The following is a 21,406-nucleotide window of genomic DNA, read 5'->3' as shown; positions in this document are numbered from 1 at the left end:
CTTGTCAATTTCTCAATCTCTTTTTGATCACCAAGCTTTTCTTTCTTCCGTTTCTGAACAAGCGGGTGTTTATCGGATGTACGATAAACACCAAACGGTTATCTATGTAGGAAAAGCTAAACAGCTTAGAAAACGTCTCGCCAGTTACTTTCGTAAAGATGTCGGCAGCACCAAAACTAAAGTATTAGTTAGCCATATTATGGCGATTGACGTTACCGTTACTCATACTGAGGGCGAAGCGTTAATTCTTGAAAACAACTACATTAAAAAATATCTACCCAAATATAATATTTTATTACGAGATGATAAGTCTTACCCTTATTTACTAATAACAGACCATAAACATCCCAAGTTAGGCGTTCACCGAGGCGGAAAAAAAGTTAAAGGTGAATACTTTGGTCCATATCCAACCGTTGGTGCTGTTTGGGAAAGTCTTCGTTTAATGCAAAAGTTATTTCCGGTTCGTCAATGCGAAGATAGTTATTATCGTGCGCGCAGTCGTCCTTGTTTGCAGTATCAATTAAATCGTTGCTCTGCACCCTGTGTTGATAAAATATCAGCGGTTGATTACCAGCAACAAGTTGACTTAGCTAAACTATTTTTACGAGGAAAGAGCTCAACAGTTATTGACAGTTTAGTGGTTGAAATGGAACAAGCTAGCCACACATTAGACTTTGAGGCTGCAGCTAAGTACCGAGATCAAATTGTTACGTTACGACAAGTTCAAAAGCAACAGTTTGTCAGTGGTTTTGTCGCTGAACTTGATGTTATCGGTATCTATATTGAGAAGTCACAGGTTTGTGTACACGTTTTATTTATACGTGATCAAAAGATACTGGGTAGCAAAAGCTACTTCCCTAGTATTCCTGCCGACACGGAACAAGCAGACGTTTACCAAGCTTTTATTAGCCAGCATTACCTAGGGCAAGACTTAAAAAGTGCTGCGATACCTAAAGAAATAGTGGTCAGTGAAAGTTTTGAACATATTGAAGAGCTTACTAAGCTTTTGAGTGAGCAAGCTGAGCGCAATGTTAAAATATCAACGAGTGTTCGCAGCGAACGTGCCCAATATTTAAAGTTGGCGTGTACCAATGCACAAAATGCATTAGTTACTAAGAATAGTCATAAAGCGTCAATGCAAGCGCGTTTTTCTGCATTAAATGAAGTTTTTGAACTTGATAACGGCATTAACCGAATTGAGTGTTTTGATATTAGTCACACCATGGGGCAACAAACCGTAGCATCCAATGTGGTGTTCAATCAAGAAGGGCCTTTAAAAAGTGATTATCGTCGTTATAATGTTTATGGCATTACACCCGGAGATGATTATGCGGCGATGGCGTTTGCGCTTAACAAACGTTATGGCAAGGTGACTACCATGGAAAATATGCCTGATATTGTTTTTATTGATGGCGGCAAAGGACAATTATCAAAAGCAGAAGCATTTTTTGCTCAATGGCAAACAGATACCGCTTTAGAAAAAATCCCACTATTAGTTGGTGTCGCTAAAGGAGAAGGGCGTAAGCCTGGACTTGAAACGCTAATCTTAGCAGGTAGTCATCAGCTAATCTCATTACCCTCAACCTCACCAGCTTTACACTTAGTACAGCATATTCGTGATGAATCACATCGTTTTGCCATTACAGGACATCGAGCCAAGCGCCAAAAAGCTAGCAAAAAATCGACACTTGAATCTATTGAAGGAATTGGCGCGAAAAAACGTCAAGCCTTATTAAAATATTTAGGTGGGCTCCAAGAAGTTATGCAAGCCGATAGGTCAATACTTGAAAAGGTGCCTGGTATTAGTACTGTTTTAGCTGATACGATATATAACGCCTTACATGATAAATAAGTTAAACGTCCTCCTGTAATAAACCCACCTTTGTTGTCTATACTTATTATTGCTATTTTTTGATAAAAATTTACGTCTCTGCCTGTAATGTGTAGAATGCGGTAACGCTTGTTGCTTTAGTAGTAAAATAAATTTATGTGGACCATTCCAAATCAAATCACCATGTTTAGGATAGTATTAATACCTGTTTTTTTAGTGGTATTTTATTTACCAGTATCATGGAATCATTTCGGCGCATTTGCCGTATTCTGGCTTGCTGCTATTAGTGACGCTCTTGATGGCTATCTAGCACGTAAATTAAACCAATCTTCAGCATTTGGCGCCTTTATCGACCCAGTAGCTGATAAATTAATGGTTGTTGCTGCTTTAGTGCTACTTATTCAAGATTATCAACTGTGGTGGATTTCAATTTCAGCAATATTAATGATTGCTCGTGAAATTTTTATTAGTGCCTTGCGTGAATTTATGTCTTCACGCGGTAAACGCGATGAAATTGCTGTTTCTCAAATGGGGAAATATAAAACAGCTGCGCAAATGCTAGGTATTATGGGATTAATTTGGCAACCTGATTATGATATTCCACTAATTCTGTTTAATTTTCCACATGAAATATTAATGTTTATCGCTTACAGCTTTTATGCGATAGCCACAGTGCTTACTTTTTGGTCAATGCTGGCCTATTTTAAAGTAGCTTGGCCAGAGTTGGCGAAACAAAATAGCTAGAAAATGATATATTTAGTTAAAAAAACGTCAAATCAGCCGCTTTTTGAGCAGTCAAAACAAAATTGAAATTAAACTGTTGACTCCAAATAATTTCAATGTAGAATGCGTCCCAAGTTGACAGGGAGTCAACAGATGAAGCGGCTGTAGCTCAGCTGGTAGAGCATCACGTTGCCAACGTGAATGTCACGAGTTCGAGTCTCGTTAGCCGCTCCAAGTTTGATTTATAATGTTTTTTTTAAATTATTATCTATTCAAAGAATTCGGCGGGTTGGCAGAATGGCTATGCAGCGGATTGCAAATCCGTGGACCTCGGTTCGACTCCGGGACCCGCCTCCAATACTTATTTATAAGTATTGGATGTATGAAGGAATTAGTTTAAATACTAAGAAGTAGGGAGACAATCACTACTATAAAAAATAATTATCCGATGCCCGGGTGGTGGAATTGGTAGACACAAGGGATTTAAAATCCCTCGCTCATAGAGTGTGACGGTTCAAGTCCGTCTCCGGGTACCACTTCTCTTAATGAAGTAAAGTGGATAATTAGATGGTGTGTTTTGGCGCATGCAGATAAAATGTAAACCTTGTTTGCAGTAACAAGTTATGAAGCGGCTGTAGCTCAGCTGGTAGAGCATCACGTTGCCAACGTGAATGTCACGAGTTCGAGTCTCGTTAGCCGCTCCAAATTTTATTAAAGAAAAGAAAAACTTAAGTAATGGTATTATATTACTTAATCTACGAAGCGGCTGTAGCTCAGCTGGTAGAGCATCACGTTGCCAACGTGAATGTCACGAGTTCGAGTCTCGTTAGCCGCTCCAATATTTAAGTAGAAAATTTACGTTAAAATATTTATTTAGTGTTTAAATAAACTAGATAGTAGAAATCTCTTAGTAATTAAGGGTTAGTAGGGAGCCAATCTCTACTTTAAAAAGAATTATCCGATGCCCGGGTGGTGGAATTGGTAGACACAAGGGATTTAAAATCCCTCGCTCATAGAGTGTGACGGTTCAAGTCCGTCTCCGGGTACCACCTTTTTTCTGAAATTCTTAGTTAGTTATAATCCTCCCCATTATTACAAGTCATCATTTACATCGTTTAGATTTTTTCTCTTGAATAAAAATCTCGTCACTTTATTTGAAAGTAGTACATCTGTAATTACTGTTAGTTTGGTATAAGGCCAATTTTTTTTGGCGTATTTGACGTAAATTACTGAATAACATAGTATCATCGAATCCATAATCATTAACCCAACAGAGCCATTGTTTTATAGGAGTTCCGTTAACTATATTACAACTGTTCACAGAGAAATTATGTCTAACCGACCCCCACAGCAATTAAATATTATTATCGCCATGTATCTTGGCTATGCCGCCATGATGATTTGTCGTCAAATGGTCACTATCCTTAGTCCTGCCTTGCTTGCCGATGAAACCTTAGCCTTAACAAAAACTAATCTGGGTGATTTTGCTGCTTATGGTACTTTAGGTGCATTGGTTGGCAAGCTCATTTGGGGGCCTCTTGCTGATATTATAGGTGGGCGCTTTACTTTTTTGATTGGTATTTTTCTAACAGCGCTCTTTGTTATCGCTTTTGGACTCTCTCCTAATGTAATGGCTTTTACTGTTTTTTCATTCCTATTGTACTGTACAAAATCTTCAGGTTGGCCAGCGATGACCAAACTGGTTGGAGAATGGTATCACCCTCATCACTACGGACGAGTTTGGAGTATTATTTCTACCAGTTCTAGATTCAGTGTTGTGTTAGCGACTTTGTTCTTTGGCTGGTTATTAAGCTTTATGGATTGGCGTTCAGTCGCTTTCATCGCTGCGGCTTTTGGACTGGTTGTTTTTATTGGTTGTTATTTTTTTCTACAAGAAAAACCAGAAAACCCCAACTTTTTTAGAGAAAATCAAGGTGATCCTACTGATACCAGTGCCGAAGGTATAGCACTAGCCAAAGCAGCAAAGCAGGCAGTTGATAACAAATATAACCACCCACTTCAAGATACGAGTATGGGTGCCGGTATGTTAGCATTTATTAAAAGTCCAAGAGTTTGGCTTGTAGTGCTAATGTTAATGATGCTTACTTGTATGATGGCCTTTTTAGACTTTGTTGCCGTTTATCTTATGGAAACCTATCAATTATCTCCCTCACAAGCAGCAATGGCTTCTACTATCTTCCCCGTAGGTTCTTTGGCTGGATTGTTAGCTTCGATAGCATTTTACGACCGTTTTTCAAAAAAAGGCATTCGCACCGTATTAACGATAGCGATGACTCTGAGTTTATTGAGTATCCTGACCCTGAAGTATTTATCTTGGTTTGATTTGAGTGTTGAAGTGAATTACATTGTCGCTTTAGGTGCAATTTTCTTATTCGCCTTTTCAATTTCTCCCGCTTATTACCTACCTATGTCAATATTCTCTATCGAATATGGTGGCCCCCACAGTGCCAAGTTGGTGAGTTTTATTGATGCTTTTGGTTTTGCGGCCAGCGCAACATTTGCTTTTATCGGCGGCAGGTTAGCAGATAGTGCGGGGGGGTGGTCTAGCTTTATGAATATGCTTATATTGATTTCAGCGGTGGGTATTATATCTGTTTGGGCATTTATGCATGCAGAATATAAAGCGGCAAAGACAGGGTAAAGTCTCGTCAAGTACTGGCATTGAATGCGATAAACTCTTTAACCCTTTAAGAGTTTATCGCCCTAAGTGTAAATAAACCCCACGAGTAGTTCTAAAGGTTACTTCTTCAAAATACCGTCTTTTCACCGAAGTTTGCTGTTTATTTTAGCTATATTCAGTAATCTTTCCGATATTGTAGTATGCTACAACTCAAAAATTTCTGTGATAATAATCATTAAGTTATATTACAGATTATTTTAACGACAGAGCTGTTTACGAAAACTTTTGACGGTTTGTCGCAAAGAAGCAAAAGGCTGTCACTTGATAAGTGTTTTGCTTTGATATTGATCTATTAATTTACTTAGTATCAGCTAAGTCACAGAAAATAATCAAAGAGGATACCTATGTATCATAAAAACCGACCAGTTAAAACCGTATTGACCATGGCAATCGCTCTTGCATTGAGTAGTAGTGCCGTTCAAGCTCAAGAAAAGAGTAAAGCAGAAGACAAAAAAGTTGAGACTCAGCGCCAGATCGAAACTATAACGGTAACTTCAACTCGCCGTTCAGAAAACCAACAAGCAGTACCGCTTGCAGTTCAAGCCATTAGTGGAGCACAACTTCAGCAACTGGGTATTGACAGCTTTGAAGATTATATTGCATTACTCCCGGGTGTTAGCTCTGAAGGTCAAGGTCCTGGTAAGCAAGAAACCTATATCCGTGGTGTATCAGCCGGTCGTGCTGATGTAAGACTTGCAGGGATAGGGGGCGAGCCAAGTGTTGCTTTTTACCTTGATGAAACCCCAATTACTACTCCAGGTCGTAATATAGATTTATATGCGGTTGACTTGCAACGTATCGAAGTGTTAAAAGGTCCTCAAGGCACATTGTTCGGCGCTAGTTCACAAGCAGGTACCGTTCGCCTTATTACCAACAAACCGGAATTGAACGAATTTAGAGCCGGTGGCGAGGTAGGTATGTCATCGACCAAGAGTGGTGGCATCAGTAATAAAACTGAAGGTTATGTCAATCTTCCTATTATAGAAGATGAGTTTGCTATACGAATTGCAGCTTATAATTCTACTGATGGTGGGTTTATTGATAATGCGCTGTCTACAACGCAATTACCATTAACTAATCCAGGACTGGGTGGCAGCGTTCCTTCATCTCGACAAGTAGTAAGTAACTCTACACTTGCAAAAGATGATTACAATGAAGCGACACACCGTGGCGTTAGAATTAGTGGCTTATGGCAGATCAACGACGAATGGGATTTGTTAGTACAGCACACAAACCAACAGCTAGATACGGAAGGTTCTTTTGAATATGATCCCTCTATCAGCACTGAAGACGACTTAAATACAGCCACTTTTTCGCCGACGGCTGGTGATGATAAAGTAGACCTTACACAGTGGACGTTGAATGGAATGCTTGGCGGCCTTGAAGTTATTTATAACGGCTCGTTCACCAACCGTACGTTCCAAGGTAATACTGACTATACTGCTTATATAGAAATAGGACCATTTGTTCCTTACTACATTTGTAGTTACCCAGGTTATGACGAATGTTTTAGTCCTGTGATGACCACTTCTGAACAGTTTGAAACAGAACGCGTTGTGCACGAAATTCGTGTTGCAACCAATGCGGAAAACCGTTTTAGAGTGATTGGTGGTGTTTTCTATGATGATCAGCAACTTAATACGTTAACTGACTTTACTTATGCGGGTTCTATTGCCGCTGGATTTTCACCAAACTTTCCGATACCGGGTGCTTTCACTAACACCGATGGCAGTGCTCGACCGCCGGGCGTAACTTATTTCAATGATTATCAATCAGACCGTGAAGAAATGTCTGTATTTGGTGAGCTTGCTTACGACGTTACTGAAGAGGTAACCGTAACAGTTGGTGCACGTCACTATAATATTGAAATGGGCTTAATGGGACAATCTCCTTTCGGTCAAAGAGCATCTGGACCAGAGGCAGATGCCGGAACCAATGTCGATTCAAGACTGGCTGGTTTAACGCCTTCAACAATATCGGGAACCATTTACAAAGCTAATATACGCTGGGAAATGAATGCTGACGCGATGTTTTATGCTACGTATTCTGAAGGCTTTAGAGGCGGCGGATTCAATCGTGCAGTTGGCACTGGTGGCATTCCCGCTACTTTTGATACCGATGATGTTGTTAGTGTTGAATTAGGCTGGAAAACAACTTGGCTTAATAATACTTTGCGTTTTAATGGCGCGATATACAATGTTGATTTCAGTGACATGCAGCAAGGCGTTCTTGATCTTAGTATCGCTAATAGCTCATTCTTTGATAATGTTGGCTCTGCTGATATCAATGGTGTTGAATTTGAACTTAACTGGGCTGCGACCGATAATGTCGACCTTTTTGGCTCATTTAGTTACATTGATTCAGAGTTGACTGATATTCCAAACACCTTAGTTAATATCACACCAGTAGGGTCTAATCTCCCTTACGCACCAGAAAATGAAGGTGTGGTTGGCGCGCGTTACTATCAAAATATCGGTGACTTTGCTGCTGTTTTTCAGGGCGTATTTAAATGGACAGACTCACGTTTTAATAGCTTAGTTGCTGCTGATCGTGTCGAGTTACCGTCTTATAATCAAGTTAACCTATCTGCCTCTATTGGAAAAGATGACTGGAAAGCAACACTCTTTATTGACAATGCTACCGATTCTCTTGGACAAGTTGCTGCGGGTTCAGCTGATAATGTCTTTAGGGTTTCGCCAACGAGACCTCGCACAGTTGGCTTTAGAATAAGCTATGATTATTAGCATTTTACATTATTTTAAAGTATTTTGAGATAAGATAGGGTCGGCGTTTAATAACGTCGACCCATTTTTTTATATATTTATAGACAATATCAACCATCTCTTGATATTTACCGAGACATTATTTTGCCAAATCAATTGAAAAACCTCCAACCAGACCAAGTTATTAAACAGTGTCAACTTTTGATTCAAAAAGGCCACTTAAGCCAAGCAGCTAAGCACCTAGAAGATATGCTTGCAGAAAATCCAGAACATATTGAAGGTGTTTATTGTCTTGCAGTCTGTCAGCGTAAACAACAAAAATATAATCTGGCTATGGCAAGTCTTGATCAAATTCTTATAAAACAACCGGACCATGGCAGGGCGCATCAAGAGCAAGGTTATACTCACAAAGCAATGGCGAACACTAGCCAAGCGATAGCATCCTTTGAAAAAGCAGTCGCCTTAAATCCCGCTTTGTTTGGCAGTTGGCGCGTATTAGCCGACCAACCTGGCTATCCAATGCGTCAGGAAGCTAAACAACGTGCTGATTGGCTCTCCAGCTTGCCGCCCGCATTAGTGTCTGTTTCTAGCTTAATATATCAAAAGCAATTACATCGCGCTGAATGGCTCTGTCGTCACTTTCTCAAAGACAATCCCCATCAACCAGAAGCTATGCGCTTACTGGCTGAGTTAGGAACAAAGTTTCAAATTCTTGACGACGCGGAATTCTTATTAGCCAGCTGCCTTGAATTTGAACCAAATTACAAAAGAGCACGCCTTGACTATGTTCATGTTCTGCATAAACGACAAAAATTTAATAAGGCACTTGAGCAAGCAAAAATTCTATTAGATTCAGACCCAAAAAATGCAACGTTTAAAATTGGTCTTGGCAATGCGCAACAAGCCACTGGAGATTTTGAAGCAGCTATAAGCACCTTTGAAAGTGTATTGGATAGCAACGCAGCTAATTATTCTATCTACTTAACTCTCGGCCATGCATTAAAAACGATGGGGCGTGTTAAAGACGCGATCCAAGCTTACCGTAAAAGCTACGAACTCAAACCTGATTTTGGTGATGCTTTCTGGAGTTTGGCCAATTTAAAAACTTACCAATTTACTTCTGATGAACGTCAGCAAATGCGCGTTCAAGAAGCAAGCGCCACTACATCGATAAATGATAAAATTCATTTTTGCTTTGCGCTTGGCAAAGATTTAGAAGACAGTGAGCTCTTTGACGAAGCCTTCTCTTTTTACCATCGCGGCAATAAACTCAAGAGCGAGCAAGACAAATTTGACAGCAAATCTCTCGAGTTATCGTTTGAATTTCAGAAAAATAATTTTGACGCTGCGTTTTTCAATCGCCATAAACAAACCGGTTGCTTTGCTGCTGATCCTATATTTATTGTTGGACTACCCAGAGCGGGGTCGACACTTTTAGAACAAATACTCTCTTCACACTCACAGGTCGATGGGACAATGGAATTGGCCAACATTATCGGTCTAGCGCATCGCTTAAATGGTCGACAAGCCACGCGGGACAACCCCAAATATCCCAGTATTCTAAACAATATATCTGCTGATGACCTTACTAAAATGGGCGAGCTGTATATTGAAGAGACTTGGCATCATCGCCAAGGAGCAATGTTTTTTATCGATAAAATGCCAAACAATTTTCGACATATTGCGCTTATCAATCTGATCTTGCCTAACGCGAAAATTATTGATGCGAGACGTGATGCTTTGTCCTGTTGTTTTAGTGGTTTCAAACAATTGTTTGGTGAGGGGCAGCAGTTTTCCTATGATCTTGAAGACATTGGACATTATTATCGCAGTTATGTTGAGTTGATGGACCATTGGGACAAAGAATTACCCGGTAAGATTTTACGTGTGCAGTATGAAGATGTGGTTGCCGATTTGGAAAGCCAAGTTAGGCGCATATTAGACTATTGTGGACTTCCTTTTGAGCAGGCCTGTATTGATTTTCACACAAATAAACGCGCTGTTCGCACACCTAGCTCTGAGCAGGTTCGACAACCTATTTATCAAAGTGGTCTTGAACAATGGCGCAATTATGAGTCTCATTTAACACCATTAAAAAAAGCACTAAAAAGCTAGGTCGGCCTTCTAAAGTGCTAGAACTGTTTTTATAGCCGTTGGCTGTTAATGAGCGCTATGCGTATTGATATCGCCGTGTTAATTATTTTACTATAGAAAACAAAGAGAAATAAATTTTGGATAAAAAGATACTAAAAATAGGACATCGTGGCGCAATGGGTCATGAACCTGAAAACACGCTAAGGTCTTTTAAAAAAGCATTAGCGTTAAATGTTGATGCAATAGAATTAGATGTATATGTATGTAAAACAGGTGAACTTATTGTTATACATGACGATAAAGTAGACAGAACAACTAATGGTATAGGCTATACTGAAGATAAAACCTTTGTTGAGTTAAGACAACTAGATGCGGGAAAAGGTGAACTTATACCTACACTTGAAGAAGTCTTGGATCTTGTTGATAAAAGCGTAATAGTAAATATAGAATTAAAGGGAAGGAGTACCGCAATTGCAACGTATCAGGTAATAGATAAATACATAAAAGAAAAGGGCTGGTCTGAGCTTGATTTTATGGTTTCTTCATTTGATCATCATGAATTAAACAAATTTAAACATTTGTATCCTCAAATACCCATCGGTGTTTTGCTTGAAGGCGTTCCTCTTTCTTATGCTGATTGTGCCGTTGAACTTAATGCGCAATCCATCAACTTAAGTCTAGATTTTATCAATCAGGACTTTGTTGATGACGCACATCAAAAAGGGTTACAAGTTTATGTTTATACGGTTAATGACTATGATGATATTGCCAAAGTAAAAAAATTAAACATTGATGGTATATTTTGTAATTTTCCCGAAAGATTATAATTAAGACTCGATAATTAACGCTAAATAGTGTGGGATTTTGTGCTTATTTTTTCAGTCTGTTTAAGTTTGATGCTTTATTAATCCCTGGTATTATCAATAGCTTATATAGTGGCTATTACATGTTGGCAAGACCTAATCATCTGACTAAATAAAACAGCAATGATATTTATATTATTGCTGTTTTAGATATTTTATTTACTGAATGTCGAGTAGTGTCACTTCAAAAATAAGTAACGAACCGGGGGTTATTTTTCCTGCAGATTTATTGCCATAGCCTAAGCTCGATGGAATAAAAAACTTAAATTTATCACCAACAACCATTAATTGAAGACCTTCAGTCCAGCCAGGTATCACTTGGTTTAAGCCAAAACTAATGGGTTCACCGCGATCAACTGAGCTGTCAAATACACTGCCATCGAGTAAAGAGCCATGATAATGCACTTTCACTTTTGAACTGGCACTTGGGTGCTTTAATCCATCACCTTTTTCCAATACTAGATATTGCAAACCTGAAGCTGTTTCAACAACATTTTCAAGGGTTTTATTTGTAGCTAAGAACTGGTTAGCTATAGCTATATTTTCAACCGCGGCTTTTTTATCATTTGAACTTTTTGAAATAAAGAAAATTACCAAGGCAATAATTATAACCAATACAACATATTTCATAACTGATCCGATTAATTTGAATTATTGTGTATTCTAGCATTCGATTCTTTTACAGGTCACATTAATTTAACGTTAATATGAGTGCTATGTTTTTTATTGTGAAGTAAACGGCTGATATCTAGTGATATTAACTCAGTCAAAAGAGGTGTTTTATGCTATTTGCAGTGATGGGCCTTGAATATTTACCCTTCAGTTATAGAAAAACCCGGTAACATTCATGTTACCGGGTTTAATAGCTAGATTAACAGCTACCTCAAGTTATGTGATTATTGCTAGCGTTTACATTAGCTATTATCACATGTTTTTTCTAATGCTTATCAAGTTTTTGTGACAAGTTTTCAATCACATCAAAGGCGCTATAAGTCGATTCATTAGGCATAATGCCTTTGCCCATTCGAATCTCTAAAATACTATGCACTTCTTTACGGTTATTGCCGCTATTAAAGGCAATTCCTATTTCACTATGTGGGCGTTGGTAAGTTTCACAGTTGAATAGGCCACAACGGCGTTCAATGCGCTGTTGATGCGATAAACCAAATGCAGAGGCAACCTCTACTTTTTGAGACTCAACAAAAGTTTCTTTATTGGTCACGACAAACCAATCAAAACCTTGCTTTTGAGTGAGCTCCGCGGATCTTAATAGCGCATAATCAGCTGCATCAGCGACACTGTTAGAGATGATTTTAAATTGTACACGATACCTATCACTGGTAATTTTTTGCTCACTATAACCTGATGACCCTTTAGTTGCAGGGCGGTAGTCAGGTTGAGAAGCACAAGCTGATATTAATAAAGTTACGAATAAAAAGGGAATAAATGATTTCATAATGTACCTCGGTTATTGTTTATTTGTTTGCCAGTTATTGTTTATTGCTCGTTGTTCTTGATCGCTATCCATTGCTTGTCCTTTGATCATCTCATCTATAGCGCTGTCTAGTTGTGCCTTGTTACTGGCAACACGGTAATTTTCCATATCTTGGGAAAACGCTACGTTTTTGGTGATTTTAAGCTGCCACTGCTGATTTTCTTTACAGGCAATGTTGATACTGGCCGCTTGTAAATTAATGTGCTGAAACTGTCGACAAAAATTACCCGCATGATTAGTGAAACTTAAATTAGCCATGACCTTATCACCTTGGTCTGTTGACGACATTTTGCCACTTTTTACCTTATCTAACACCTGTGATATCTCTGCAGTAATCGCAGTTGTTTGCTCTGACTGCATTAGGGTTATTGTTCCTACGCCAAATATCATCGAAATACCTGCCGCTAAGGCGTAATGCTTTTTAATGCGTTGGTTAACACTTTTCCAGCGTGATAAGCTAACAACATTTTCAGGCGTCTGGTTTGCTTTATTTTCTGCTATTTTTTTATCTAAGGTTTGTGCTAAGAGTAAGATACCATCAGGCATTGAAGTACTATCAATAATGGCAGCATTTTCGTCAACCCAGTGATCAACTTGTGATAAATCAGCCAAACGCATCACTAAATCGTCGTCAGTCTCTAGCGCACAACGGACCTCTTCCATTGCTTCTTCGCTAAGTTCGGCGTCTAAAAATGCACTCAATATTTTATTGTCTATTTTCATAAGCCTGCTCCTATTTGATAGGGTTTCATCATATCCATTAGTGCAACACGTGCACGAGATAGCCGACTCATCACCGTACCAACAGGGATCTCCATAGAAGAAGCCACTTCTTTATATGACATGCCTTGAACGGCCACTAACGATAAAATGGCCCGTTGATCGTCAGGCAAGGTACTCATCGCTTTATTAACGTGTGCCAGCGTTTCTTTGTTGTCAAATTGTTGGTGTTCATTAGTAGTTTGTGGCTCTTGAAGCTCTGGTTTGAGTACCGCATTCTGCCTAACTTTTCGTGACCGATATTCGTCAATCCAAACATTGCGACAAACCTTAAATGCCCACCTAGTTTCGTCTACTCCACTAGGTACACCTTTATTGAGTATTTTCTCTAGCGTGGTTTGTACTAAATCATCTGCATCAGCAGGATTACCCGTTAAAGAGTAGGCAAAGCGTCTTAGCATTGGTAGTATATTTTCTATAGGTTTATTCATTTTTTACTCCTCTCTACTAAGTAGACGTATCTAAAAAATATTTATTCCATAAAAGGAAATTTATTTTTAGTTGAAACGTTTTATTAACGACACACTTATTTTTTAGGCTGAAGACTAACATGAAAACCTTACCTCTTACCGCCATATTTATTTCAATTCTTAGTACATCGCTACCGGCACAACAACTCACTAGCGGTGATGTTTTAGGAAATATAACCCTAGTAGATCGCAATTTAGGCGATATTAGCCAGCAAATAAAAGTACCGCGTAAACTAGCGCCATTTGCGTTAAGTCGCTTACCCAATGTTGATAAATTGACGACTGAGCCACTTACGGCTTTACCTGATTCATTATCAATAGAAACAGTAACAGGGAAACACCTTTGGTTTGATGTTGAGGTAGAACAGGGATGGCGAGCCGTGAAGGGACAATGGATACTCTTAGCCGACGACCTTAATAAGGCACGCTTAATTGGTCAGGGTGCGGTGATAATTAATGAATCTCGTTATTCTGGTTTGGGCATGACATTGTTACGTTTTAATGTGCCACAAGCTCTCGACTCAAAGAAAGCCTTAATAAATATACTTTCTGCCAAAGCGTCACTGAGTTTAGCTAGAAATCATATTTATCAAACACAAAGTCAAGCCCGTCAGCTTACCGATAAAAAAGTAGTCGGTGAAAAGCTAAAAACTAAAAGCCCATTTAATGCTTGTCAGTTAAAGGTAAAAGTTGGTCTAGTTGATAGTGCAATAGACACCAACCATCATGCTTTTAAGCAGGCAAGTATTACCGCAAAGTCTTTTTTGCCTGCTGAATTAGCTGCCTCAGTTCAACACGGTACCGTGATCGCAAGTTTATTGGTTGGCAAGACCGAGCAGTTGGTACCGCTTTTACCACAGGGGCAAATTTACTCGGCAGAAGTATTTTACCAACAGTCAGATTATGTTCAGGGTGCAACTTTGTCAGCGATGATAGCGGGAATAAATTGGCTAATAGAACAAGACGTAAAAGTGATCAATATGAGTTTAGCGGGCCCAGATAATAAAATTTTGCAGGCTGTGCTTACTTCGGCCATGGCAAAGGGCGCTTTAATTATTGCTGCAGCCGGTAATGAAGGTCCGGCGGCTCCTCCGATGTTTCCAGCGGCTTATAAAGATGTTATTGCGGTGAGTGCTATTGACCAATTTCAACAACCTTACCGTTGGTCAAATCGTGGTGATTATGTCGATTACTCTGCCTTAGGGGTTAATGTCTTAACGGCACAAAGTGGTCAGCGGGTGGGGCGGGAGTCAGGCACATCGATTGCCACACCTTACGTAACCGCAGCTTTAGCCTGTTTAATTGCAAAAATTGGCGTCAATAGAAATCAATTATTAGAAAAGCTCAATGAATCAACAATAGATTTGGGTCCTCGCGGTAAGGACCCTATTTATGGTGTCGGCGCGATAGTAAGCCGTTAAAATTGCGCTTTAATCGCTAAAGTCGAAAGGGTTTGAGTGTATGTTTGGCTATCAAGCTCTGAACGGTAGTCGCCATATTCAACGTTGCCAATAACCACTAAATATTCGTTAACGTTTAACTGCCACTGTCCGTGAAATATATGCCTATGTTCATCTGCTTTTGATTCACGCTGACTAGGGATATCATTATTGCTGACTGCTTGAAAATCTTTCGATTGAAAACGCCAACCGATAGTTGCTTTGTGAGCTAAGCCAAATAATTCAAATTTTTGAGATAACTTAGTGTTAACCCCATAGCCACCATAATTAAACTGTGAGTCTGTTGCCGTTTCTTTATCTGCGCTAAGCCCTAGCATCAGCATAGTGCGACCGTCATTGATAAAGTGAAATAATTCAGTACTTACACCAAAAGTGTTGGCATTTCGGCGAGTTATTACGGCAAAGTCTTTACGCTTTATTTTAAGGCTAGTGCGTAAAAATGTTTGGGGTTGAAGAAAAGTTCCCAAGTAAATACTGACTTGTTGAAAGGTTAAATATGTTTCGCCAGCTAACTTAGCTTTAGCACCATCATAACGTAGCCCTAAATCTTTTTCCTGCCATTTATAGGTCCCATCAATACTGACTTGATGTAAGGCAAGATCAAAAGAATCTAACTGATGATAATCTTGGTCATTATATCGATATGATGACGTTAACTTTGCTTTATTATTGAACGTCCACAAGCCAGTAACCGCAGCCGTTTTTTGAATGCCACTGTCACCCTGTGAGGAAACTTCATCAAGCTCATCGACACTAAGCGCTGAGTTGTTTATTAAAGCCAAAGAAGCCTCACCACTAAAAGTAAATGTCTCTGGCGTTGCTGCCATCACTTGCATACTAAGGATGCACCCTAAACTGCTCAACATATATTTCATCTTAATTTCCTTAAATAGGATGCGCCAGGGTAACTGGCGCATTTAACAAGTTAGTCAGTAAGATTACAAGCCAATAGCTAAGTCGCTTGCCAAAGTGCTTACCACTTCAGCGGCAGTTGCTGCAGCAATCTCAGCGTTAACCTGCTCAGTAACTACACGACTAATTTGGCTATTCACGTCTTGAGTAATAACACTTTGCGTATCGCTGGTAATTGAATTAACAATATTGGCATTAATACTTTGCTCTAAGACTTGTGTGGTTTGTGCTGCTGCATCTGCAGCGGCAATGTTTTGCAAATCTCCTGACAAACTCTGCGACAGTTGTGAGGAACCAGTTAAAGAGGTGGCGGTATCTAACGCACTGGCATTTTGTAGGCCTCCCGACATATTTTCAAACATGCCTTGCGATAAACTGTGCGACAGCTGCGACGTATTAGCAAAAGACGTTTGGCTATCAAGGTTGGACGCCCTAGCAACCCCTTCAGATTCAGCTAAGTCTTCACCAGGTGTCGTTTCACTCTCTTGGGGAATATCACTTTCTGGAAGCTCTGTTGTGCTTACCTGGTTCAGTGATTGGCTTAACGTGGCCGCAACACCAGCAGTTATATTGACAGTGCTTCCCGTATTATTTGTTAGGGTCGCAACCATCTGATTATTGCTATCAAAAGCTTTAACGCTTGTTGCATTAACGCCATTACTGATTTGCTGCTCTGTTGGTTCGCTTTGCGCTGGTTCACTTGGAGCAGAGGCTTGCGGATTGTTGTCTGCGTTATTAGCCGTAACTTGTGTATTACTCGTTGCGGAACTGTCTGAATGTGCCGACATTTGTGCTGAATTATCAGTGCTATCAACTCCTTGAGATAATTGAGTATTCTGATTAACTTGGGCGTCTTGATTAATTTGAATAGTGTTTGCTTGTGCAACACTTACCCAACAACTTAATCCGCTTACTACCAATACTTTTGCAATTTTATTTAATGAAGTCATGTTTGCTTCCTCTAAGGTTTGTTTATGTTAATGACACTTAGATAACGGATGATGTGAGATATTTATTCCAAGTTTATTTAAATAAAAATACAAATTTAAAAGTTTTGTTTTTTTTAAGTCGGTATATCAATGTCTTAGGTTGGCTTTTTGTTTTACTTTTATTACTCTACATAGATAAGCAGTAATAACACTGGGGGTTAATACCTAGTGTAAAAGAGGGAAATACCTGATTATTTTTTGTCTGAGAAATGGGCACCCTAACTAAGTAAATAATTTTCTTACCCATAAAGTGTCCATGAAAGCGAATGATGTTGACTTATATGTTTAATTATCATGCTCAAGGTCACAAATAATAAAAGGTGATTACAATGAAGAATACATTAATATCAAGTGCCATTGCTTTTGCACTGACTGTTCCGCTAAGCGTTATATCTAGTCAAGTTCATGCATCAACAAGCGATATCATTACTGGAAGTAATGCGGCCAATAAAATCTTAAATTTTGACGTTGCTGATGTACCAAACGTTAATCAAATTCAAGATACGGGTCTAAATACCTTAATGAGTTTAAGCGCTGAGCAGGCTCAAGCCATCAGTCACTTTCAAGCAGCTAATCCAAACGCACAGGTAAATATCAATCAAGCGACAGGGACTGTTGATGCTATTACCGGCATGACCGTTAAAACGGCGGGTACCTCTGTTGAGAATATGGCACGTAATTTCATTACCGACAATCAGCAAATTTTTGAAGGTTTAAGCAATGACCAACTGAAATATAATCGTAATCGCTCTAAAGCGGCATTAGGTGGGCAAGTTGTTCGTTTCGATCAAGTTGTCGATGGTATTCTTGTTGATGGCAATGGTTTAGGTGTTGTTATTGATGGTAACAACAACGTTCGCGCCATTATGGGTCCTTATCAAAAAGCCCTTACAGTAGCCGGTCAACCAGGGTTATCTGCTGATGATGCGGTGTTAATGGCAACGCGTAATCTTGTACAATTCGAAAAGAATATCCCCGCAGAGGCTATGTCAATACTAACCCCGGCCTATGAATTAATAGCAGCAGAGCTAGGTGTGTTTAAAACACCCATACCAGAGCTACGCATAGTGCAAACGGCTGATAGCCATAGCTTAGTTTGGCAGTTTTATTACTACTCAACGAATCCTTTTGGCGTATTTAAATACATGGTTGATGCACAAACGGGTGAGATAGTTTACCGTGAAGATCAAGTGCGCACGGCCGAAGAGCCACAACCAACCGATCAATTTGCTGATTATTTTCCGACTTTCCCACCGATCACCAAAGAATTACAAGACTCTTGTGAAATTGTTGATGCAGATGGCGGTTTAACGGGCACACCTGAAGGGTTATTGCGCATTAAATTAAGAAAATTTGATGAAACTAACCGAGTAACAGGTGTTGGTAGTGTATTAACAGGTACTAATGCACTTATTCTTAATGCTTCATCGAGCAAATTGCCATTCGCGCAAGCGGCTTTAGGCACTTATTATTTTGACCAAGACGCTGCACCTCTTTATGGCCGCGTTAATGAAAAAGATCATACTGCTGAGCCTGCACAGCAATTCGACGGTATCAGTCAATTTATATATATCACTAACTTAATGGAATATTTAGACTATTTGCACAAAGATGGTGACGATGTTCATGCTAGAGGGTTTGGCAGTGGTAGTTTTCCTGATCAATACCCTAATGAGTCAACGCCTTTAGTAGGTGTCGTTCATATACCTAACGTGTTTATGGCACTAGAAGCTCAAGATATAGACTTTAGTGATCCTGAGCTTTTAAATAAAATAGTAAACTTAGATAATGCTTTTGCTATACCTCTTACACAAGAAATTGGTGGCCAAGAAGTCGTTGTTAACCCAACATTTTATGGTCATGGTTATTACTTTAACAACTTAGCAATAGATTTTAGTGTACCAATGCACGAAGGTACGCATGCGACTATCACACCTATTGCTGGCTTTGAAGGTAGCCCTGAAGGTGGTGCCTTGAACGAAGGGCAAGCCGATTTATGGGCTTATACCATAGGTGAAACACCTGATTTAGGTAGTTACCCGGTTGCAGGTTGTGGGTTAAGAGACTTATTACGCGAAAATGGTACAGATCCTGATTCTTTTGAATATATTCGTAGTGGCCAAAGCCAATTACGTTATTCACAATTAGGTACACGCGGTGACGACTTTGAAGTACACAGAGATGGCGAAATATATGCCGGCGCGATGTGGGACTTACGAGAAATTATGCTCGAGATGTATCCAGCTAACGACTTTGCTCGTCCAGATCCAACAACGGGTGATGCAACACAGTTAACCAGTTTAGGTAAAGAAACGTGGGAACGTATTTTCCTTGGCTCTATGTATATTTTAGGTGTTAGTGCGCCAGATACCTTTGTTAAAGCGCGAGATGCGGCATTAACAGCTGACGCTATGCTATATCCAACTGTCTCTGTAGATGCTAAATCTCTGGGTCAACATCATGCTATTATTGAACGTGTATTTGCCGCTCGTGAATTGGGATTAAACGCTTCAGCTCCATTAGGTGGTGTGCAGATGATTTCAACAGCGGTAAGTGACTTTACTGCGAATCAAGAAGCGCCAGCTGCACCACAAAATATTGTTGCAACGATTACCACACCAGACACCATTGAAGTGACTTGGAATGAAGTAGATAATGCCATTGGCTATCAAATATTAAAGCGTAAAGGTGGCAGCCCAGCTCGTTTATTCGCTGGTGTACCGGGTCGTGAATATGTCGACGGCGATATAGAAAATAATGGCTATACCCATGTTGAATTTGTAACGGGTGCCAGTTACAGCGACAAAGGACAGGGTTTTGGTCGTGGCGCAGGTCAAGGTATCGATGCTTATGATTATCAATACGTTGTTCGTGCTATTGACGTTAATGCCTCTGGACAAGTTGGTTTTTCTGATTTATCAGGCACGGCGAGGACTCAGTTAAAAACAACGGATATTACTGATAATATTGAATATAAATTCAGTAACTTTTTAGCTCCGGACGGTCAGTTTAGTATTGATTATACATTAACAAATACAGGTGGCGTGGATTTATTTGGTCCTATCAACTTTAATATTGTTTCGATTAATAACGCTAGAGTGACTTTAGATAATGCCGATAATGGTGGTACTGGCCAAGATGGAGATACCGCAACGTTTACGTATAACGAATCTTTAGCACCAGGAATGGATTCTTCTGCTCGTACTTATGTGTTTAATAACCCAAGGTTTGAACCTTTTTCCTTTACGGCTGAAGTGTTCGCTAAAGTACTAATGCCATCACAAGCGGCTAATGGTAGTCAAGTACCTGTTGATACATCACCAAGTGCAGATCGTACTGTGGTTTATCATAATATCTCTGAGTATAAAGGCATAGTTGCTATTGGCACTACAGACGTAGAAGTTGCTGACGGTGTCGATTATGTTGATGTGGTCTTTACAGCACAGACAAGTGCACAAAGTATTGTTGCAACCTTAACAGCAGACACTGAAGTGGGTGGAGCCTATCCAGATTTGGATTTCTCAATGCTCGACAGTGACGGCAATGTCATGGTTACTTCTGGTAACTTAGGCCCTTCAGAGCAGGTAGGTAGCACGGTTGTTGGTGGTGAAAGCTACACTCTACGTGTTAAAGGTTATGCCAATGGTCCAACTCAATTTACTATTGTGCTAGACCAAATGGTACTAAATGAATCAGATGCGAGTACCGAAGCAAGTACTGCTGATTCTGCTGTAGGTTCTGTGGAGCTAGTTGAGTTTGTAGTAAACCCAGCTAATGGCACGATTATGGTCGTCGAACCTGATGATGTGAAGTCAGTAACTGCTGCGCCAATGATGGGTACAACAGCAACACTTTAATTATTTATTAAAAAAAGTAATAGCCCACTTAGTGATATAAGTGGGCTTTTTTTTGTTTTTTTTTGCTAAAAGTGTTTTGCCACCCACCAAAAAAAATATCTTATTAGTGAGCAATCAACGAGAAGAGAAGGTACAAATATACGTATTGAATAAATAGTGCATCCATTATTTTATTATCCATCCTGATGGTCAGCTGAATACTACTATTAGACAGAATTGTTAAGTTAAACAATATTATAATTCATTTTTTTTATTTGACCACTTAGTCAGTTTATGGAAAATTTTACTTTAAAGTGATTTTTAATATAAATATTTTATTAGGTTATTCATTAAAATGTCATATTTTAGGGAAATAATAGCCATACATAAAACAACAATATAAGAATGTAAAATGGAGTTTAGATACACAGATTTATCTTTTTTTATATTTTCTCTTTTCTCTAAGACTGGAAAGTTTTATTCATTCATTTTATCCACCCTATATTGCTCTCTATCATTGAAAATAATC

General features: G+C 39.3%; 14 protein-coding genes and 6 tRNA genes. 14 read left to right on the top strand and 6 right to left on the bottom strand.

The features are described 5' to 3' along the window. Nucleotide 1: 1 nt before the first annotated feature. From uvrC to H4J66_RS06055, 12 genes are all read left to right on the top strand, one after another. Nucleotides 2-1,852, top strand: a complete 1,851-nt coding sequence (gene uvrC, locus H4J66_RS06110) for an excinuclease ABC subunit UvrC (protein ID WP_182171882.1) — start codon at nucleotides 2-4, stop codon at nucleotides 1,850-1,852. Nucleotides 1,853-1,987: 135 nt separating this feature from the next. Then, on the top strand, nucleotides 1,988-2,575 hold the full coding sequence (gene pgsA / locus H4J66_RS06105; RefSeq protein WP_070373704.1) for a CDP-diacylglycerol--glycerol-3-phosphate 3-phosphatidyltransferase: 588 nt from the start codon (nucleotides 1,988-1,990) through the stop codon (nucleotides 2,573-2,575). Between the two features lie 137 nt (nucleotides 2,576-2,712). Next, nucleotides 2,713-2,788 (top strand) — tRNA-Gly (locus H4J66_RS06100). A gap of 49 nt (nucleotides 2,789-2,837) precedes the next feature. Continuing rightward, nucleotides 2,838-2,911 (top strand) — tRNA-Cys (locus H4J66_RS06095). 93 nt (nucleotides 2,912-3,004) lie between these two features. After that, nucleotides 3,005-3,090: transfer RNA gene (locus H4J66_RS06090), tRNA-Leu, on the top strand. A gap of 92 nt (nucleotides 3,091-3,182) precedes the next feature. Next, nucleotides 3,183-3,258 (top strand) — tRNA-Gly (locus tag H4J66_RS06085). A 58-nt stretch (nucleotides 3,259-3,316) separates the two neighbouring features. After that, a tRNA-Gly gene (locus H4J66_RS06080) sits at nucleotides 3,317-3,392 on the top strand. Between the two features lie 125 nt (nucleotides 3,393-3,517). After that, nucleotides 3,518-3,603, top strand: a tRNA-Leu gene (locus tag H4J66_RS06075). Nucleotides 3,604-3,884: 281 nt separating this feature from the next. After that, nucleotides 3,885-5,216 (top strand): MFS transporter, encoded by a 1,332-nt coding sequence (locus tag H4J66_RS06070; protein WP_182171880.1) that lies wholly within the window; start codon nucleotides 3,885-3,887, stop codon nucleotides 5,214-5,216. A gap of 383 nt (nucleotides 5,217-5,599) precedes the next feature. Further along, nucleotides 5,600-7,999: a TonB-dependent receptor gene (locus tag H4J66_RS06065; RefSeq protein ID WP_182171877.1), complete on the top strand. Its 2,400-nt coding sequence runs from the start codon at nucleotides 5,600-5,602 to the stop codon at nucleotides 7,997-7,999. A gap of 180 nt (nucleotides 8,000-8,179) precedes the next feature. Further along, nucleotides 8,180-10,093 (top strand): tetratricopeptide repeat-containing sulfotransferase family protein, encoded by a 1,914-nt coding sequence (locus H4J66_RS06060; RefSeq protein ID WP_259369065.1) that lies wholly within the window; start codon nucleotides 8,180-8,182, stop codon nucleotides 10,091-10,093. A 116-nt stretch (nucleotides 10,094-10,209) separates the two neighbouring features. Then, entirely contained in the window at nucleotides 10,210-10,899 is a 690-nt protein-coding gene (locus tag H4J66_RS06055) for a glycerophosphodiester phosphodiesterase family protein (RefSeq protein WP_220463224.1), read from the top strand. A gap of 195 nt (nucleotides 10,900-11,094) precedes the next feature. Here H4J66_RS06055 and H4J66_RS06050 read toward each other — a convergent pair whose 3' ends face one another. From H4J66_RS06050 to H4J66_RS06035, 4 genes are all read right to left on the bottom strand, one after another. Continuing rightward, complete coding sequence (locus H4J66_RS06050) at nucleotides 11,095-11,565, bottom strand: FKBP-type peptidyl-prolyl cis-trans isomerase (RefSeq protein WP_070373680.1); 471 nt, start codon at nucleotides 11,563-11,565, stop codon at nucleotides 11,095-11,097. A gap of 307 nt (nucleotides 11,566-11,872) precedes the next feature. Continuing rightward, complete coding sequence (locus tag H4J66_RS06045) at nucleotides 11,873-12,391, bottom strand: CC0125/CC1285 family lipoprotein (RefSeq protein ID WP_182171871.1); 519 nt, start codon at nucleotides 12,389-12,391, stop codon at nucleotides 11,873-11,875. Between the two features lie 12 nt (nucleotides 12,392-12,403). Continuing rightward, the gene (locus H4J66_RS06040) at nucleotides 12,404-13,153 is read right to left on the bottom strand and encodes a hypothetical protein (protein WP_182171868.1); all 750 of its coding nucleotides are present in this window, start codon (nucleotides 13,151-13,153) and stop codon (nucleotides 12,404-12,406) included. After that, nucleotides 13,150-13,641 (bottom strand): RNA polymerase sigma factor, encoded by a 492-nt coding sequence (locus tag H4J66_RS06035; RefSeq protein WP_182171865.1) that lies wholly within the window; start codon nucleotides 13,639-13,641, stop codon nucleotides 13,150-13,152. Before H4J66_RS06035 ends, H4J66_RS06040 begins: the two co-directional genes overlap by 4 nt. A gap of 119 nt (nucleotides 13,642-13,760) precedes the next feature. Between H4J66_RS06035 and H4J66_RS06030 the strand changes: the two genes are divergently transcribed. Beyond that, nucleotides 13,761-15,101: a S8 family serine peptidase gene (locus H4J66_RS06030; protein ID WP_182171862.1), complete on the top strand. Its 1,341-nt coding sequence runs from the start codon at nucleotides 13,761-13,763 to the stop codon at nucleotides 15,099-15,101. Here H4J66_RS06030 and H4J66_RS06025 read toward each other — a convergent pair. Then, entirely contained in the window at nucleotides 15,098-16,015 is a 918-nt protein-coding gene (locus H4J66_RS06025; protein ID WP_182171860.1) for a surface lipoprotein assembly modifier, read from the bottom strand. The genes H4J66_RS06030 and H4J66_RS06025 overlap by 4 nt on opposite strands. A 63-nt stretch (nucleotides 16,016-16,078) precedes the next feature. Then, complete coding sequence (locus H4J66_RS06020; protein ID WP_182171857.1) at nucleotides 16,079-17,002, bottom strand: hypothetical protein; 924 nt, start codon at nucleotides 17,000-17,002, stop codon at nucleotides 16,079-16,081. A 368-nt stretch (nucleotides 17,003-17,370) separates the two neighbouring features. Between H4J66_RS06020 and H4J66_RS06015 the strand changes: the two genes are divergently transcribed. Continuing rightward, a complete protein-coding gene (locus H4J66_RS06015) occupies nucleotides 17,371-20,898 on the top strand; it encodes a M36 family metallopeptidase (RefSeq protein ID WP_182171854.1) in 3,528 nt (1,175 codons plus the stop codon). Nucleotides 20,899-21,406: the final 508 nt, after the last annotated feature.

The organism is Colwellia sp. MB3u-55, assembly GCF_014076785.1.
Classification (GTDB): domain Bacteria; phylum Pseudomonadota; class Gammaproteobacteria; order Enterobacterales; family Alteromonadaceae; genus Colwellia_A.
This window is presented reverse-complemented; position numbering and strand designations above follow the sequence as displayed.

Coding starts and splice junctions, on each gene's coding strand:
- pgsA (WP_070373704.1), top strand. CDS start 1,988: ATGTGGACCATTCCAAATCAAATCACCATGTTTAGGATAGTATTAATA.
- H4J66_RS06070 (WP_182171880.1), top strand. CDS start 3,885: ATGTCTAACCGACCCCCACAGCAATTAAATATTATTATCGCCATGTAT.
- H4J66_RS06065 (WP_182171877.1), top strand. CDS start 5,600: ATGTATCATAAAAACCGACCAGTTAAAACCGTATTGACCATGGCAATC.
- H4J66_RS06050 (WP_070373680.1), bottom strand. CDS start 11,565: ATGAAATATGTTGTATTGGTTATAATTATTGCCTTGGTAATTTTCTTT.
- H4J66_RS06045 (WP_182171871.1), bottom strand. CDS start 12,391: ATGAAATCATTTATTCCCTTTTTATTCGTAACTTTATTAATATCAGCT.
- H4J66_RS06040 (WP_182171868.1), bottom strand. CDS start 13,153: ATGAAAATAGACAATAAAATATTGAGTGCATTTTTAGACGCCGAACTT.
- H4J66_RS06035 (WP_182171865.1), bottom strand. CDS start 13,641: ATGAATAAACCTATAGAAAATATACTACCAATGCTAAGACGCTTTGCC.
- H4J66_RS06030 (WP_182171862.1), top strand. CDS start 13,761: ATGAAAACCTTACCTCTTACCGCCATATTTATTTCAATTCTTAGTACA.
- H4J66_RS06025 (WP_182171860.1), bottom strand. CDS start 16,015: ATGAAATATATGTTGAGCAGTTTAGGGTGCATCCTTAGTATGCAAGTG.
- H4J66_RS06020 (WP_182171857.1), bottom strand. CDS start 17,002: ATGACTTCATTAAATAAAATTGCAAAAGTATTGGTAGTAAGCGGATTA.
- H4J66_RS06015 (WP_182171854.1), top strand. CDS start 17,371: ATGAAGAATACATTAATATCAAGTGCCATTGCTTTTGCACTGACTGTT.